This is a genomic window from Pedomonas sp. (assembly GCF_036515995.1).
Classification (GTDB): Bacteria; Pseudomonadota; Alphaproteobacteria; order Sphingomonadales; family Sphingomonadaceae; genus Pedomonas.
In genome coordinates this window covers 16,471-30,552 of the sequence record NZ_DATBUP010000115.1, presented here as the reverse complement: position 1 = coordinate 30,552, position 14,082 = coordinate 16,471, and the positions used below count along the sequence as shown (strand labels likewise).

The window sequence follows — 14,082 nt, the reverse complement described above, 5'->3', positions numbered from 1 at the left end:
GAGCAAGGCCTCATCAGGTAAGAACCCAAGAAGGCAATTTCAACCCCGGCTCGCCAACCCCTCATCCAGTCCGTCCGGTCAGGCCCGAGAGCCGCTCCGTCCGTCCCGGTGAGGGCGTCACCGCGTCGGGAGGCGGCTTATATGGCGACCCCCCATCAGGAGTCAACAGCGACATGCACAAAAAGTGAGAAATTTGTGGAACTGAACCGTTGGTCATTGAAAAACAGAGACTTAGCGTTTCATTTTCCGCTCGAGGGGATGTTGCCGGGATGAATGCCGCGTTAGGCGGTGCGGGGATACGAGAGACTCCGGCCCCTGATAGGCCGGGCTCCCCAGCCCTCTTGTAGAGCACGGACGGGCACCCCCACGCAGGCACAGAAAGGGACCGTCACGCGCCCCCATGGCCCGACCCATAAGACGATCGGACGAGGTTTCGGAGGTGGGAGCCGGTGGAGTTATCCACACTTCCTGTGGATAGGCGTGTGAATACCCGCTGAACAAACCCGTGGGGGCCTTGGCACTGCTATGGTTTCAGCGATGTGATGAAATTTTGGGCAGCCAAGGTCCGCTCACGACACCATCTGCCATAAGATTACCCTGACAAAATCAAGAGGGTTTCAGCTCAGGCGTTGACAGACGACGGCCGCTGGCATTCGCTGTCAGCTTAATGAAACTTGTCGGGATACTTCTTGGCGGGTATCTGCGGGTTCGAAATCTGGGGAGGACATATATGACAGAGGACGTGGCGCGGCAGCGACTGCTCAGCGGACGGGCGTGGGAAGACTACTGCGAGGCAGTGCGCATGGCCGGGCGGATGATCGACCGGTTCGGCGACGAGGTGGATGAGCTCGACCGCGCCGAGTGGTATCGCTTCATGACCCGGCTGATGCGCAACGGCTTCGAGCGGTTCGTAGAGAACTGCGAACCGGAACGCCCGCGCATCCGCCTCACCCCGTGGCGGCAGGCGATCAACTTCCAGTCTCCCGATCAGGACCATCTGCTGGCCGAGTTCATCGACGGCTCATGCGATTACCGCATTACGGGCAACCGGGGCACCATTCCCTATTTCGTGATGGCAGCCTGGACCGCCAACCAGCCGAAGGATCTGGGCGCGCGGGACTGGGCCGAGGCGGGCACGGACGGGCTGAAGGAATTCGACCCCGCCATGCTGCGCACCACGGCCTTCCTGCAAAGCGATGCCATCGACTTCGACGAGAACGGCAACTTCGAAGTGATCCTGAGCCAGACCCAGCCGGCGGACGGCCGCAACTGGCTGCAGATCACCCCGGATTGCGTCGGCATTCTGGTGCGCACCGTTCATCATGAGCGGCACAAGGAGATTGCGCCGGAGATGCAGATCGAGCGCATGGACGGCGTACAGCCGCGCCCGATCACCCCGGCGGATATGGCGACCGGCCTTGCCAAGGCGGCGCAGGTGGTGCTGGGCTACGCCGAGTTGGTGCGCAGCTGGTGGCAGGACAATCTGGGCAAACGGCCCAACCGCATCCGCTTCAGCCGGGCGGTGTACCTCAGCAACGGCGGCGTGCCGGACCGGCACCACGGCTTTGGCACGTGGGAGAAGGCCCCGGATGAGGCTCTTGTTCTACACTTCACGCCAACGCCTTGCGACTATTGGATTTTTCAGCTGTGCAACATGTGGCAGGAGAATCTGGACTGCTATGAGGACGGCCAGGGCTACGTCACCAAGTTCACTGCCCGGTTCGAGGACGACGGCTCGGTGCGGGTGATCGTGGCCGATGAGAACCCCGGCATTGGCGGCAATTGGGTGGACCCAGGCGGCCACCGCCACGGCGGCATGAGCCTGCGCCTGATCAAGACGGCGGGCGACCCGCCGCCGGTGACGCTGCACCGGGTGAAGCTGGCCGACCTGAAGCAGCAGGGCTTTGCCGCGCTGGAGAGCGTCGAGCCGCTTGTGAGCGGCGAGATCACGGACTGACGACCCCCCGGCGGCGCGCGGTGGGCACCACGTCTGCCCGCGCCGCTATGCGTTTAGCGCATAGATATGTTTTTCTTTGATTTACGGTTGGTTAAGCGTTCTTACGCATGGAATTTGTGAGCAATGCCCCAGTGTATCCCAAAGACGGCGCGGAACAGCGCCACGGGCTGTTGATCTATTAAGTTATGTTCGTATATCCTTGTTTTCTGACTACTATTCGTCTTTTTGGCTTCGCCGGAGGGTTGAGGGTCGGTTTGCTGTCGGTCTGGAAGCCAGTGGTGACCCGGGGCGGGGATGTTCAGGGACTAAGCCGGGAGTATGGGCCGGCGTTCTGGGCACTGAATGATCGCGTTGAATGCGTGGTGCGGCATAAACCGCTTCGGCGGGGTTGACCCTCAACCCTGCTTATAATCCGGCTGTTGAACCGAGAGCCTCACCGTGGCTGTTCGCTGCCCTCATGGCCGCCCGTGATCGCAACCCGGTGCTGCGCCATGCGGGGCTCCGGCCTTCTTCCGTATGTTTCGACAGTCTCAACCGCCGCGGCAGGCAATGCCATGGCATACGCGCCTGCCGCATGATCCGTCCCGTTTACGGATCAGCCGCGCGTCACGCGGGTGCTAGGTTTAGCAGTTCGGCGCACCCCTCTCCCGGCCCGCTGCTTGGTCTGTGCCTGTGATGCCACGGATAACGGGCATGCAGGTGTCCCCCGCGCGATTCATTCAGGATTGATTGCCCGACAGGATTGGGGCGACGCGGGGGGGGTACATCTTCCCTGAATTCTTGCCCATCCCCTTTGACGGGGCCAAACGCGCCCCTGACAGCATGCAAAGCCCCTCTGTTCGATGCCGCGTTTTTCATTGCGTCGCTCCTCCTGTTGCAGAACTCGGACGTCACCAACGCAGACTGCACACATCAAATTCCGGGCCCGGCACGCGTAAAGGGCGCAGCCTATCTGAAGCGGGAAAATCCCGTAAATGGCTTTTCCCGCCTATTGTTGTTTCTTACCTATTTTGATAAGCGATAGTTAGTTCAGTGCAGCGACTTCAGGGGGAATGATCTGCTCGATGGGTGCGCGGGCGACGCCGCCGGTGTCGATAAGCGAGACGGTGATGTAACCGGCCTCGACTTCGCCCGCGTCTGTGCCCGGCTGGTTGGCGGGTGGCAGGCCCAGGAGGGCCTTGTATTCCGTACCGCCCTCCGCATGGGCCGCGCCGGCCTCGAAGCCCTTGAGGGAGAAAACCTTGCCGCCGGCGGGCACCAGCTTGACGCCCTTTGGCTCCGCCGGAACGTTGACGGAGAGCAGGTAAGGCTGCTTCTGAGCCGACGACTGCCCATGGCGGCGATGCAGCTCGGTGGCGAGGCGCGCGGTGTAGCGGGCGGCCAACGTGTAATCCATCTCCATGCCAGGGCGATAGACCCGGGAGACCGCAATGGCGGGCACCCCCATGAGCGCCGCCTGACGCGCCGCGCCGACCGTGCCGGAGAGGAACACTGCCTCGCCCACGTTCTCACCCTTGTTGATGCCGGAGACGACGAGATCGAACGGCTTGTCCGACGCCGGGCCAAGCAGGCCGAAGATGGCGGAATCAGCCGGGGTGCCGTGCACGGCGTAGCGCTTCACGCCATCGGCAGAGGGGCGCTCCTCGACCCGCAGCTTGCCGGAGAGGAAGGAGACCGACTGGCCCGCGCCCGAGTTGTTGCGCGCGGGCGCGGCAACGACCACGGTGGCGACGGGCTTGAACGCCTCCACCAGCGCCTTGATGCCGTCCGCATCGATGCCGTCATCGTTGGTGATGAGCACGCGGAACGGCGGCTGGGCCTGCGACTGCGGGGCCTGCTCTTGAGCGATGGCCGCGCCCTGCCCCGCCAACAGCGAAAGCATCAGAGCGGTTGCGACCGGGCGGACTGCCGATTTGACCTGAGGCATGTAGATGTCTCCCCTGGGAATTGGAGCAGCAGGCGCTGCCATTTCTCTCAGCGGTATGGAGGCAGGCCAGGCGTGTCAATGCAGCCCCCTCTCCGCCAGCGGTGCGCAGGGCAGCATTGTCAGTAAGATGGGCAGGATGGCCGATCACCAGAATCCGTTTGACTTGCCGCCGTTTTTGAAGAGAGTGGCCGCTCGATTTTGCTTACAAGTAAGCACTTACATATTATTTTGATGACAGGCCGGAGCGCCGCGCGCGAAGGGAGAGGCACGGATGAAGACCCCGATTACCGAGTTGCTTGGCATTCGTTACCCGATCATTCAGGGCGGCATGCAGTGGGTGGGCCGGGCGGAGCTGGCCTCTGCCGTTTCCAACGCCGGCGGGCTCGGCATTCTGACTGCCCTTACCCAGCCGAGCCCGGATGCGCTGCGCGCCGAGATTGCCCGCTGCCGCCAGATGACTGACCAGCCGTTCGGCGTGAACTTGACCATGCTGCCCTCCACCAACCCGCCGCCGTATCTGGACTATGCCAAGGCGATTATGGATTCAGGCGTGAAGGTGGTGGAGACGGCGGGCAACAGCCCGAAGGAGTTCATCGCCCTGTTCAAGGAGGCGGGCGTCAAGATCGTGCACAAGTGCACGGCGGTGCGCCATGCGCTCTCTGCCGAGCGCAACGGGGTGGATGCCATCAGCATCGACGGGTTCGAGGCGGCAGGCCATCCGGGCGAGGACGACGTGCCGGGGCTGGTGCTGATTCCCGCCGCCGCCCGCGCCTTGAGGATTCCGGTGGTGGCCTCCGGCGGCATTGCGGACGGGCGCGGCATGGCCGCCGCGCTGACGCTGGGCGCGCACGGCATCAACATGGGCACACGCTTCATGCTGACGCAGGAGTCCCCCATTCACCACGCCATCAAGCAGGCGATCGTGGCGGGGAGCGAGCGGGATACCAAGGTGATCTTCAAGCCGTTCCGCAACACCGCGCGGGTGTTCCGTAATGCGATCTCTGAACAGGTGGCCGAGCTGGAGAAGCGCCCCGGCGCCACGTTCGAGGACGTGCGGGCACTGGTGGCGGGCGCGCGCGGCCGGGCGGCGCTGGAAAGCGGCGAGGTCAACGAGGGCATGCTGTGGGCGGGCGTTGGCATCGGCCTGATGGACGACATTCCAACCTGCGCGGAGCTGATCGAGCGGATTGTGGCCGAGTGCCGCGAGAGCCTGTCGACGGCTGCCCGCTATACCGCCTGACTTTTGCCGGGAGACCGACCCATGACATACACCACCCTGCGCTATGAAGTGAGCGACGGCCTCTTGATCCTCACCCTCAACCGGCCGGACATGCTGAATGCCTTCACGGTGGAGATGGCGAACGAACTGGTGGACGCCTACACCCGCGCCAGCTCCGACGATGCGGTGAAGGCGATTGTGGTGACGGGCGAAGGTCGGGCGTTCTGCGCGGGCATGGACCTTTCGGTGGACGGCAACGTGTTCGGGCTGGACGAGAGCCTGACGCCAACTCTCAAGGACCTGCGTGAACGCTTTGAGGACCCTGCTATTCTATACGGTGTGCGCGATACCGGCGGGCGGGTGGCGCTGGCCATGTACACCTGCCGGAAGCCAATTGTCGGTGCGATCAACGGCGCGGCGGTGGGCATCGGCGCGACGATGACGCTGCCGATGGATTTCCGCTTCGCGTCAGATAAAGCGCGCATCGGCTTCGTGTTCGGACGGCTGGGTATCACGCCAGAGGCCTGCTCCACCTGGTTCCTGCCGCGCATCGTCGGCATGGAGCAGGCGCTGGAATGGCTCTACCGTGCCGACATCTTCACGGCGCAGGAGGCAATGGAGAAGGGGCTGGTGCGGGCGGTGGTGCCGCCCGAGCAGCTGCTGGAGACGGCGTGCGATTTTGCCCGCTCGCTGATCACCGACCGATCACCGGTCAGCGTCGCGCTCATCCGGCAGATGCTCTACCGGAACAGCGCCCTGCCCGGCCCGGCAGAGGCGCACCGGGTGGAGTCTTTGGCGATGTTCTACACTAGCATTGGCGACGGCAAGGAAGGCGTCAGCGCATTCAACGAGAAGCGCGCAGCGCAGTTTAGGGAAAAGGCCAGCGCCATGCCGCCATTCTTCCCGTGGTTCGAAGAGTGACGACAATGTCGGCGTAACGGGCGGCAAAGCCGTTTGCCGAGTAAGAAAAGCGCTCCGAATGGAGCGCTTTCCTTTTGGGCGACTGAGCGGCCGGGTTACTGCTGGAGCAACTCCACCACCTCGATCAGGTGACCTTCAATGTCACGCACGAAGCCGACCTTGACGCCGTGCTCGGGCATGGACTTCACTTCTTCGACGATGGAGCCGCCGGCAGCGACGGTGCGCTCGACGAAGGCGACCACGTCCTGCGTCTGGAAGCCAAGGATGACTTCATCGTTATGGGGCCTGGGCGCGCCGACGAATTTCAGCAGCACGAAAGTGGCTGCGCCCTGCCCGGTGGCGTTGAACATGATCTCGCTGATGGGACGCCCGGCGATCTCGGAGTCCACCCGCGCCAGTTCGGTGAGCCCGCACACGGACTTGTAGAAGGTGGCGGTGGCTTCAAGGTCATCGACCAGCAGCTTGGTAAAACCGAAGTGATCTGTTTGCGACACGGTTGCGGACTCCCCTTTGTGTGTGCTCACTCACTTTCTGGACCGAAACTGAGGCCGCGGTCAAGCGGGCGAATGACATTTTCCGATTCGGATTCGATTATTAGGCCGGCGGCTTGCTGCGGAGATTATCGGCGAGTGATTTTTTAGATGCGAAATACCATATATGCCTCTGTTACATATGTATTTTCCGGTTTTTCTTCGCGTGCCTTAGTGGTGATCTTGCGGACTGGCTTGCACGGCAGAAACCATGGTGTAAACAGCTTCAAGTAAGTATTAGCTCACATCTATGCACCAAGCCGGGGAGGTTCACAGTGCACACCCAAGCCGAGAAAGAACGCCTTGCCAAGATTCTGCGCCCGGCCGCACCGCCGGTGGTTCTGGAGAATGTCTACACCCAGGACGAGTACGAGCGCCTGCTGGGCGTCGTGCGTGACCATGGCCCGTGGAAGCTGATCATCGCCCAGCACTTCGCCTCGGCGGACGAGCTGCTGGCGACCATGTCCGGCGCGATGCCGGAGGGCGTGCAGCCCTCGCTCGACATGTTCCTCTCCCCCACGTTCCGGGGCTTCTACGGCAATTACGGCACGTCGCTGTATCCGGAACTGCACGACATCTTCTACAAGCAGGAATTCGTTGAGCGCGCCAAGGCCTACTGGGGCGCCCAGTACGCCAAGCCGCAGATGATGCTGTTCAACATCAATGGTCCCTGCGCCAACTTCGATCCGGGCCATCTGGACTCGCCGAGCTTCCGGGGCGTGCGCTACGAGAACTCGCCGACGTGGCTGTGCGCCGTGATGGGCAAGTCCGGCCTGTTCCAGGAATACCTGATCAAGATGACGCAAGTCATTACCTGGTGGTCCAATTGCCCCAAGAGCGGCTTCACCTACTGGCCGAACGGCCCGCTGGAAGCGCCGGAGCGCCTGCAGCCGCCGATCTACAACCGGGGCGTGGTGGTGCAGAACGAGATGATGGTGCACCGGGGCGAGGCCAACGGGCCGGAAGACCAGCAGCGCCCGAAGGGACTGGCGTTCGACACCCTGTTCGGCGGCGACCCGGACAGCCGGGACCACTGGCTGCTGAAGACCGGCGACAGCGTGATTGCCCGCCACCACACGAACGACCTGCGCTTCCTCGTCCACTGGTCTGCCGAGGTGTTCGAGGACTTCGCCGAGCTGAAGAAGAACATGGACCACACCGCGGACCTGACCCACGATCAGGTGTTCGACACGCTGATCAAGGACGTGCGCGCCAAGGGCATCGAGATCAAGACGCCGTCTGACCCGCTGCACGATCCGGAGTTCATCCGCACGCTGAACGCCGCCTACGATATCGGCTCGCCGGTTACCTATCCGGAGGAGGCCCCGATCTCACCGTTCATGCCGCGCGCGGCCTGAGGCACACCCCTTGCAATAAGAATAGCCTGCGCCTCCAGGGAGAGGCGCAGGCTTTTTCTTTAGATGGCCAAGGCCGGGAATCAGCCCTGGTCTTTTCAGTTCTGACCCGGCGCACCCGGCAGGGCCGGCTGGTAGTAGCCGGCGCACCAGCCGCCATCGACCGACAGTTCAGCGCCGGAGACGTAGGAGGCGTCATCGCTGGCGAGGAACAGGCTGGCGCTGGCGATCTCTTCCGGCCGGCCGATGCGCTGGAGCGGAACGTTGGTGTAGTCCTTGTTCAGCTCGGCATCCTTGCGGCCGGTCGGGTTGCCCATGACCGTGTCCACACCGCCCGGATGGATGGAGTTGACGCGCACGCCATGAGGGCCGTACTCCAACGCCGCCGACTTGGTGAGACCGCGCACCGCCCACTTGGAGGCAGTGTAGGCGGACAGGCCGTTGCAGCCGCGCAGACCATCGATGGACGAGATGTTGGTGATGGCGCCCTTGCCCTGCGCCTTCATGATCGGGCCGATGGTCTTGATGCCGAGCAGCGGGCCGATGACGTTGATGCCGAGCACGCGCTCCAAATCCGGCTTTGTCAGTTGCTCGATACCAGCGAAGTGGACGACGGCAGCGTTGTTCACCAGCACGTCGATGCGGCCGAAGCGGGCCTGCGCCTGCTCGGCAACGGTCTTCCAGTCGTCCTCGTTGCTGACGTCATGGCGCACGAACAGCGCCTTCTCGCCGATCTGCTTGGCCAGCGCCTCACCTTCATCGGCCAGAATGTCGGTGATGACGACCGATGCGCCCTCGGCTGCGAACAGCTTGGCCGTCTCGGCGCCCATGCCGCGCGCGCCGCCAGTAATGATGGCAACCTTGCCCTCTAAACGACCCATGGGTCCCTCCCCCTCACTTATTGGTGCTTATGTGTGAAACGGCTGCAACCATAGCCGATAGGGGGAGGCGAACCACCTCCCAACGGCCACAGTCTTTCCAGGTTGCAGGTTCTATTCGTCGTCGTCCTCGTCATCCTCGATCTCGATGGATCGGGTGATGCGGGCCATGCGATCGTTGTACTTCATCGTCTTGACCGCGACGGACGTCTCCACATGGCGAACGCCCTCCACCTGCCGCATCTTGTTGTTGGCCACGTCCAGCACCTCGTCCAGATCGCGGAACAGGCCGATGGCCAGAATATGGAAGCGGCCGAGCGTGATGATGACGCAGTTGATGGGCGGGAAATCCGCGATCTGACGCGCCACTTCCTGCACCCGGGACTGCTCCACCTGAATGCCGAGGAACACCAGCTGGGGCGAGCCCAGATAGGCGGTGTTGGTGATGGCGGTGAAGCGGATGAGGTTTTCCTGCTGCAACCGCTTGATGCGGCCGCGAATGGTGCCCTCGGTCACGCCCAGATCGGCCGCGATGCGGCGGTTGCTGACGCGGGCATCCCGCGACAGCAGCTCGATCAGCCGCAGGTCCAGTTCATCGAGTTGAGTTCCGTTCATCAGCTCCCCCGGCTCGCCACGGGCGCGACATCGAATTCATAGCGGATGACATCGACCGCAATGGACGGGTCGAGGCTGCGGATACCGGCGATCTGGCTCACCTTGGCGAGCAGGAAATCCGGCAGGTCATCCATGCTGTGCAGGGCGACGAGCAGCTCTATGTCATAGCGGCCCGTCACCAGATGGGCGCTGAACACCTCCGGCAGGGTGGCCAGATCCGCCGCCACGTCCTCGGCCGGACGCCCCTCGACCTCAACGCCGACGGCCATCAGCGCGTTCAGCCCGAACGCCTTGAAGTCAGAGACCGCAACAACGCGCATGGCGTCAGACTCTTCCAGTCGCCGGATACGGGCGCTAACCGTTGCCGCGGCAAGGTTCAGCTTGCGCGCGATCTGCTGGTTGGTCGCCCGCCCGTTGCGGGTGAGCAATTCGATAATCTTCCGGTCGATCTCGTCGAGCTCGTGCAGCTCGGTCGGGCCTGAAGTCATTTTGCCATTTCCCTCGGCAATGCCTCGCGTACGCATGTAATCAGGCCGAAAGCAAATGGGCGGAGCTAAAGCCACCGTCAACAGGAATGTTTGCGCCCGTCACGAACGACGCCTCGTCGGAAAGCAGGAAGCGGGCCACTCGAGCCACCTCTTCCGGCTGGCCATAGCGGCCGAGCAGATGCATGGAAATAAACCGATCCTCCACCGGACCCGCATTCTTGAGCATGCTGGTCATGGGTGTTTCAATATAGCCGGGGCTGATCGCGTTGACGCGGATACCCGCGCGGCCGTAGTCCGCCGCCATGGAGCGGGTCAGCTGCAGCATGCCGCCCTTGGCAACATTGTACGGCGTGTTCTCGGTGCCGCCGGTCATGCCGTAAACGCTGGAGAGCGTGACGACCGAACCCCGGCCCGCCTTCTGCATGACCGGAATGGCATGCTTGCAGGTGAGAAAGGTGCCGGTGAGATGCACGGCCAGCGTACGGTCCCAGACGTCACGCTCGACCGCATGCACGGCCCCCACGCCGACAATGCCCGCACAGGCAACGACGCCGTCGATCGTGCCGAACCGCGCGACGGCAGCGGAGATTGCGGCAATGGTGGCGGTTTCATCTGTCACATCCAGTGTCAGGGCAAGATCACCCTCCCCCAGACCAACGGACGCGCAGATGGCCTCGGGCGTTCCCAGATCCGTAGCGACAACGGCGGCACCGGCCTCTCGGCACGCCGCAGCCGTCGCCCGGCCGATGCCGGATGCCGCTCCGGTGATAAAAATAACCCGCCCCTCAAGAAGCCCCATGTCTTCGTAGTCCCATTGTTATGGTTGCCACGCATGCAAGCGCGGAAGTTGGCCCAGTATATGCCTTTTACGCACAGTGATGACGAAATAATTGCGAATTCAAAAGCCCGGCGTCAATATAATCATTGAACTCGTAAAAGGGGGAGTAGAATGACCGACCTTGAACGCCGCATTGCCCGCCTGGAAGCGGAATCGGAAATCCGCCGCCTGAAGGCGCGCTATCTGAACGCCTGCGATGCGAAGGATATCGATGCCATTCGCGAGTGCTACATCGAGAAGGGTGCCGAAATCGTGTTCCCCCCGATCGGCACGTTTCATGACCGCGAAGGCCTGATCGAGATTTTCAGCCAGCTGGCGGCGACCACACCGATCATCGACAGCCATCAGGCGCACAACGCCGAGATCAACGTGATCGACGAGAACAACGCCGAGGCGCGTTGGAGCCTGGCATTCGTGACCTACCACCCGGAACTCAAAACCTTCCGGCTTCTGAGCAATTTCTACCACGACCGCTATGTGCGCACCGAGAAGGGCTGGCGCATTTCCTATAGCCGCTCCGAGCCCCGCCTGATTTTCGACGGCAAGGTAACAGACGCCAACGGCGTTGAAATTGCCAATATTCCTGCGCCGAAGGACTGATTTTCCGAAACGGAGCTTCAGGGCAATAAAAAAGCCGTGGCTTGCACGATGTGCGGGCCACGGCTTTTTCATGGGCCGAGGAAAACGTGCCTGTCCCTGCCCTGCTCAGAAAGGCGATAAAAAAGGGGTGCCGTTTCCGGCACCCCTTCTTTTTTTCAGGTGTCAGATCTGGATCAGAAGTTGATCCCGAAGGTGACGCCGTAGGTACGCGGCTGGATGAAGTTCGCGGTGGTCAGACCGCCGAAATTCGCGCCGAAGTCGATGAAGTTCAGCGGCTTGTTCACGTCGAAGATATTCTTCGCGAACACGGAGATCGAACCGGTGGCATTGCCCATCGGCAGGTTGCCCCACACGGCGCGCAGGTCAACGATGGTGCGCTCCGGTGCCTGGGTGTTGTAGGCGTTCTGGCCTGACGCGGTGGTGCCGACCAGAGCATACGGATAGATGAAGTACTTGGCCGTGTAGTTCAGATCACCGATCAGGTTGAGCTGGCTGCCGTTGGAGAACTCAGCCGCGCGCCAGTCAAGGCTGAGGTTGCCCTGCCACTTGGGCGAGTGGATGAAGGCGCGGTTGTCCGCCACGTCAACGCCGCCGTCGATGAACTCCTTGTACTTGGTGTTCATGTAGGCGAGCGAGCCGACGAGCGTCAGGCCGTCGGCCAGCTGGCCGGTCATCTCGACTTCGATACCCCGGACGCGCGCCTTGCCCGCGTTCAGGACGTAGGACGCGGTGCCGCCGGTCGCGGTGAACACCGACATCTGCATGTCCTTGGATTCGTTCCAGAAACCTGCAACGTTCAGGGACAGGCGGTTGTCGAACAGGCGCGACTTGATGCCCACTTCGTAAGCATCGACCTTCTCCGCGCCGTACGGGTTCTGCAGCTCGCGGGGATCCGCCGCTTCGCCATTGAAGCCGCCCGACTTGAAGCCCTTGGCGTACTTGGCGTAGGCGTTGATTTCCTCGTCCAGCTTGTAGTTGACGACGAGGGTCGGCGACACGTTGTTGTACTTGGCGTCCGGACCGGTGAAGGTCTGGCCCGGCGTCAGCTCGCCCGGCAGGATCTTGCCGCGGATGTCGTCGATGTTGTGGCCGAAGCTGTTGGCCGGGTTGGCGTGGTCGATGTAGTAGCGCGAGATAGTCTTCTTCTCGTGCGTGTAGCGCAGACCAGCGGTGACGGTCAGAGCATCCGTTGCGTGCCAGTCGATCTGCGAGAAGGCAGCGTAAGACTTGGTGCGGCCCGAGTAGCGCGAGTCATACGTGCTGGCGCCGTAGAAGAAGGTCTGCGGGTTCAGGACCGCAGCGCGGTCAGCCGAATAGAATGCGCCCACCAGGTAATCGAAGTTCCCGGCCGAACCGGCAAGCTGGATTTCCTGACTGAAAAAGCGGTAGGTGGAGTCGCGGCTGGACTGGGCCAGCGCCAGCGGCGAGCCGTCCAGGTCGAGCGTGTCGTCAAACGTCAGGTGACGCCATGCGGTGATGGTCTTCACCTCGCCGATCGAGCCGGCATCATAGGCGATGGTGAGGTTGTGGCCGTAGATGCGGCTCTTCTCGAACGCGTTGCTATTGTATGCGCCTTCCTTCTGCCAGTCCTTGTTCACGAAGTCGGCATAGGGAAGGCCCGAATAGAACGGCGAGCTCGGATCAAAGATGCTGCCTTCAGAGTAGCCGTACGGCTGCGTATAAGCGGTGTTCTGATTGATCTTGGAATAATCGTAGGAGTAGTCGACGGTCAGCGCGTCGGACGGGGTCCAGCGAACCTGCACGAGGCCGCTCTTACTGTTCAGGTCATCCGTTTCATCCGGACCGCCAAAGGAGGGGTCCATGTCATAGATGCCATCGCGCTTGGTGATCTGGCCCGAGAGCTTCACGGCAAAATCGCCGAAAGCCGGCAGGTTCAGCGAGCCGCGGACCTGACCGTAGTCATAATTGCCGACCGAAACCTGCGCCTTGCCGCCCAGCTCGCCCGTCGGCTTGGCGGTGATAATGTTCACAGCACCAGCCAGCGTGTTGCGGCCATAGAGCGTACCCTGCGGACCGCGCAGAACCTCGACGCGCTCGATATCGGCAACGTCGAAGAAGCCGCCCTGCGCCTTGCCGAGATAAACGCCGTCCAGATACAGGCCGACAGCCGGTTCCCAGGTCATGGCCGGGTTCAGCGTCGTGGCACCGCGAATCGAGATCTGGGTAACGGTTGCGTTGGAGGAGCCGCGCTCAATCTTCACGTTCGGCGCGAACGAGCCGAGCTGGTCCAGCGAAGTGATGTTGCGGCGCTCTAGGAACTTCTCGCCAACGGCGGAAATCGCGATGGGCACTTCCTGCAAGTTCTGCTCGCGACGCTGTGCGGTCACGATGATCTCGCCGAGGCTGTACGCCTCATCAGCGGCCGGAGCAGCGTTCTGCGCAAACGCCTGAGTGGATGCCAGGGCGACAACCGATGCACCCAGGAACGACACAAAACGCGTACGACCGCCGCGCGCTACTAGAACTGACTTCATTTGAATCTCCCCAATGCCGACCGCAGGACCATTTTCTGGGCCCATATTTTTGTGGTCTTGGTGCCCGGTCAGCTAAGCAATCTAACACTTTCATGCTGCGCATATGAAACGATGAATGGCAATAGTTTGCCCAAATGCGCACTGCAAACGGCGTTCAACTGCGTTAATTAAGCAACACAAATAAATCCAGCTCAACGGCGCAGACAAAAAAAGGGGTGCCGTTTCCAGCACCCCTCTGCGTCCGGCTTTTACGCCGGCT

The 14,082-nt window shown here is 62.2% G+C and carries 12 protein-coding genes; 5 read left to right on the top strand and 7 right to left on the bottom strand.

Annotation, left to right across the window (positions count from 1 at the left end; genetic code table 11):
• Positions 1-730 precede the first annotated feature (730 nt).
• On the top strand, positions 731-1,957 hold the full coding sequence (locus VIG90_RS08900) for a DUF1214 domain-containing protein (RefSeq protein ID WP_331593143.1): 1,227 nt from the start codon (positions 731-733) through the stop codon (positions 1,955-1,957).
• A gap of 1,024 nt (positions 1,958-2,981) precedes the next feature.
• Here VIG90_RS08900 and surE read toward each other — a convergent pair.
• Positions 2,982-3,884: a 5'/3'-nucleotidase SurE gene (gene surE, locus VIG90_RS08895; protein WP_331593142.1), complete on the bottom strand. Its 903-nt coding sequence runs from the start codon at positions 3,882-3,884 to the stop codon at positions 2,982-2,984.
• A gap of 271 nt (positions 3,885-4,155) precedes the next feature.
• Between surE and VIG90_RS08890 the strand changes: the two genes are divergently transcribed.
• Positions 4,156-5,124: a nitronate monooxygenase family protein gene (locus VIG90_RS08890; protein WP_331593141.1), complete on the top strand. Its 969-nt coding sequence runs from the start codon at positions 4,156-4,158 to the stop codon at positions 5,122-5,124.
• Between the two features lie 21 nt (positions 5,125-5,145).
• On the top strand, positions 5,146-6,024 hold the full coding sequence (locus VIG90_RS08885) for a crotonase/enoyl-CoA hydratase family protein (RefSeq protein ID WP_331593140.1): 879 nt from the start codon (positions 5,146-5,148) through the stop codon (positions 6,022-6,024).
• Positions 6,025-6,119: 95 nt separating this feature from the next.
• Here the strand turns inward: VIG90_RS08885 and VIG90_RS08880 are convergent, their stop codons facing one another.
• Complete coding sequence (locus VIG90_RS08880; protein ID WP_331593139.1) at positions 6,120-6,518, bottom strand: VOC family protein; 399 nt, start codon at positions 6,516-6,518, stop codon at positions 6,120-6,122.
• 311 nt (positions 6,519-6,829) lie between these two features.
• Between VIG90_RS08880 and VIG90_RS08875 the strand changes: the two genes are divergently transcribed.
• Positions 6,830-7,912 carry a hypothetical protein gene (locus VIG90_RS08875; protein WP_331593138.1) on the top strand — a complete coding sequence of 361 codons (1,083 nt, stop codon included), beginning with the start codon at positions 6,830-6,832 and terminating at the stop codon, positions 7,910-7,912.
• A 95-nt stretch (positions 7,913-8,007) separates the two neighbouring features.
• On the opposite strand, the gene VIG90_RS08870 is transcribed toward VIG90_RS08875, so the two are convergent.
• From VIG90_RS08870 to VIG90_RS08855, 4 genes are all read right to left on the bottom strand, one after another.
• Positions 8,008-8,790 carry a glucose 1-dehydrogenase gene (locus VIG90_RS08870; protein ID WP_331593137.1) on the bottom strand — a complete coding sequence of 261 codons (783 nt, stop codon included), beginning with the start codon at positions 8,788-8,790 and terminating at the stop codon, positions 8,008-8,010.
• 111 nt (positions 8,791-8,901) lie between these two features.
• Complete coding sequence (locus VIG90_RS08865; protein WP_331593136.1) at positions 8,902-9,402, bottom strand: Lrp/AsnC family transcriptional regulator; 501 nt, start codon at positions 9,400-9,402, stop codon at positions 8,902-8,904.
• Positions 9,402-9,890 carry an Lrp/AsnC family transcriptional regulator gene (locus VIG90_RS08860; RefSeq protein ID WP_331593135.1) on the bottom strand — a complete coding sequence of 163 codons (489 nt, stop codon included), beginning with the start codon at positions 9,888-9,890 and terminating at the stop codon, positions 9,402-9,404. Before VIG90_RS08860 ends, VIG90_RS08865 begins: the two co-directional genes overlap by 1 nt.
• Positions 9,891-9,930: 40 nt before the next feature.
• Positions 9,931-10,689, bottom strand: coding sequence for an SDR family oxidoreductase (locus VIG90_RS08855; protein ID WP_331593134.1), 759 nt, complete (start codon positions 10,687-10,689; stop codon positions 9,931-9,933).
• 150 nt (positions 10,690-10,839) lie between these two features.
• Here VIG90_RS08855 and VIG90_RS08850 point away from each other — a divergent pair, with 150 nt between their 5' ends.
• Positions 10,840-11,328 (top strand): nuclear transport factor 2 family protein, encoded by a 489-nt coding sequence (locus VIG90_RS08850; protein WP_331593133.1) that lies wholly within the window; start codon positions 10,840-10,842, stop codon positions 11,326-11,328.
• A 173-nt stretch (positions 11,329-11,501) separates the two neighbouring features.
• On the opposite strand, the gene VIG90_RS08845 is transcribed toward VIG90_RS08850, so the two are convergent.
• Complete coding sequence (locus tag VIG90_RS08845) at positions 11,502-13,823, bottom strand: TonB-dependent receptor (protein WP_331593132.1); 2,322 nt, start codon at positions 13,821-13,823, stop codon at positions 11,502-11,504.
• Between the last annotated feature and the right edge of the window lie 259 nt (positions 13,824-14,082).

Excerpts from the sequence above, each read along its gene's own strand:
- VIG90_RS08890 (WP_331593141.1), top strand. The coding sequence starts at position 4,156 with ATGAAGACCCCGATTACCGAGTTGCTTGGCATTCGTTACCCGATCATT.
- VIG90_RS08885 (WP_331593140.1), top strand. The coding sequence starts at position 5,146 with ATGACATACACCACCCTGCGCTATGAAGTGAGCGACGGCCTCTTGATC.
- VIG90_RS08850 (WP_331593133.1), top strand. The coding sequence starts at position 10,840 with ATGACCGACCTTGAACGCCGCATTGCCCGCCTGGAAGCGGAATCGGAA.
- VIG90_RS08865 (WP_331593136.1), bottom strand. The coding sequence starts at position 9,402 with ATGAACGGAACTCAACTCGATGAACTGGACCTGCGGCTGATCGAGCTG.
- VIG90_RS08845 (WP_331593132.1), bottom strand. The coding sequence starts at position 13,823 with ATGAAGTCAGTTCTAGTAGCGCGCGGCGGTCGTACGCGTTTTGTGTCG.
- VIG90_RS08855 (WP_331593134.1), bottom strand. The coding sequence starts at position 10,689 with ATGGGGCTTCTTGAGGGGCGGGTTATTTTTATCACCGGAGCGGCATCC.
- surE (WP_331593142.1), bottom strand. The coding sequence starts at position 3,884 with ATGCCTCAGGTCAAATCGGCAGTCCGCCCGGTCGCAACCGCTCTGATG.
- VIG90_RS08900 (WP_331593143.1), top strand. The coding sequence starts at position 731 with ATGACAGAGGACGTGGCGCGGCAGCGACTGCTCAGCGGACGGGCGTGG.
- VIG90_RS08870 (WP_331593137.1), bottom strand. The coding sequence starts at position 8,790 with ATGGGTCGTTTAGAGGGCAAGGTTGCCATCATTACTGGCGGCGCGCGC.
- VIG90_RS08860 (WP_331593135.1), bottom strand. The coding sequence starts at position 9,890 with ATGACTTCAGGCCCGACCGAGCTGCACGAGCTCGACGAGATCGACCGG.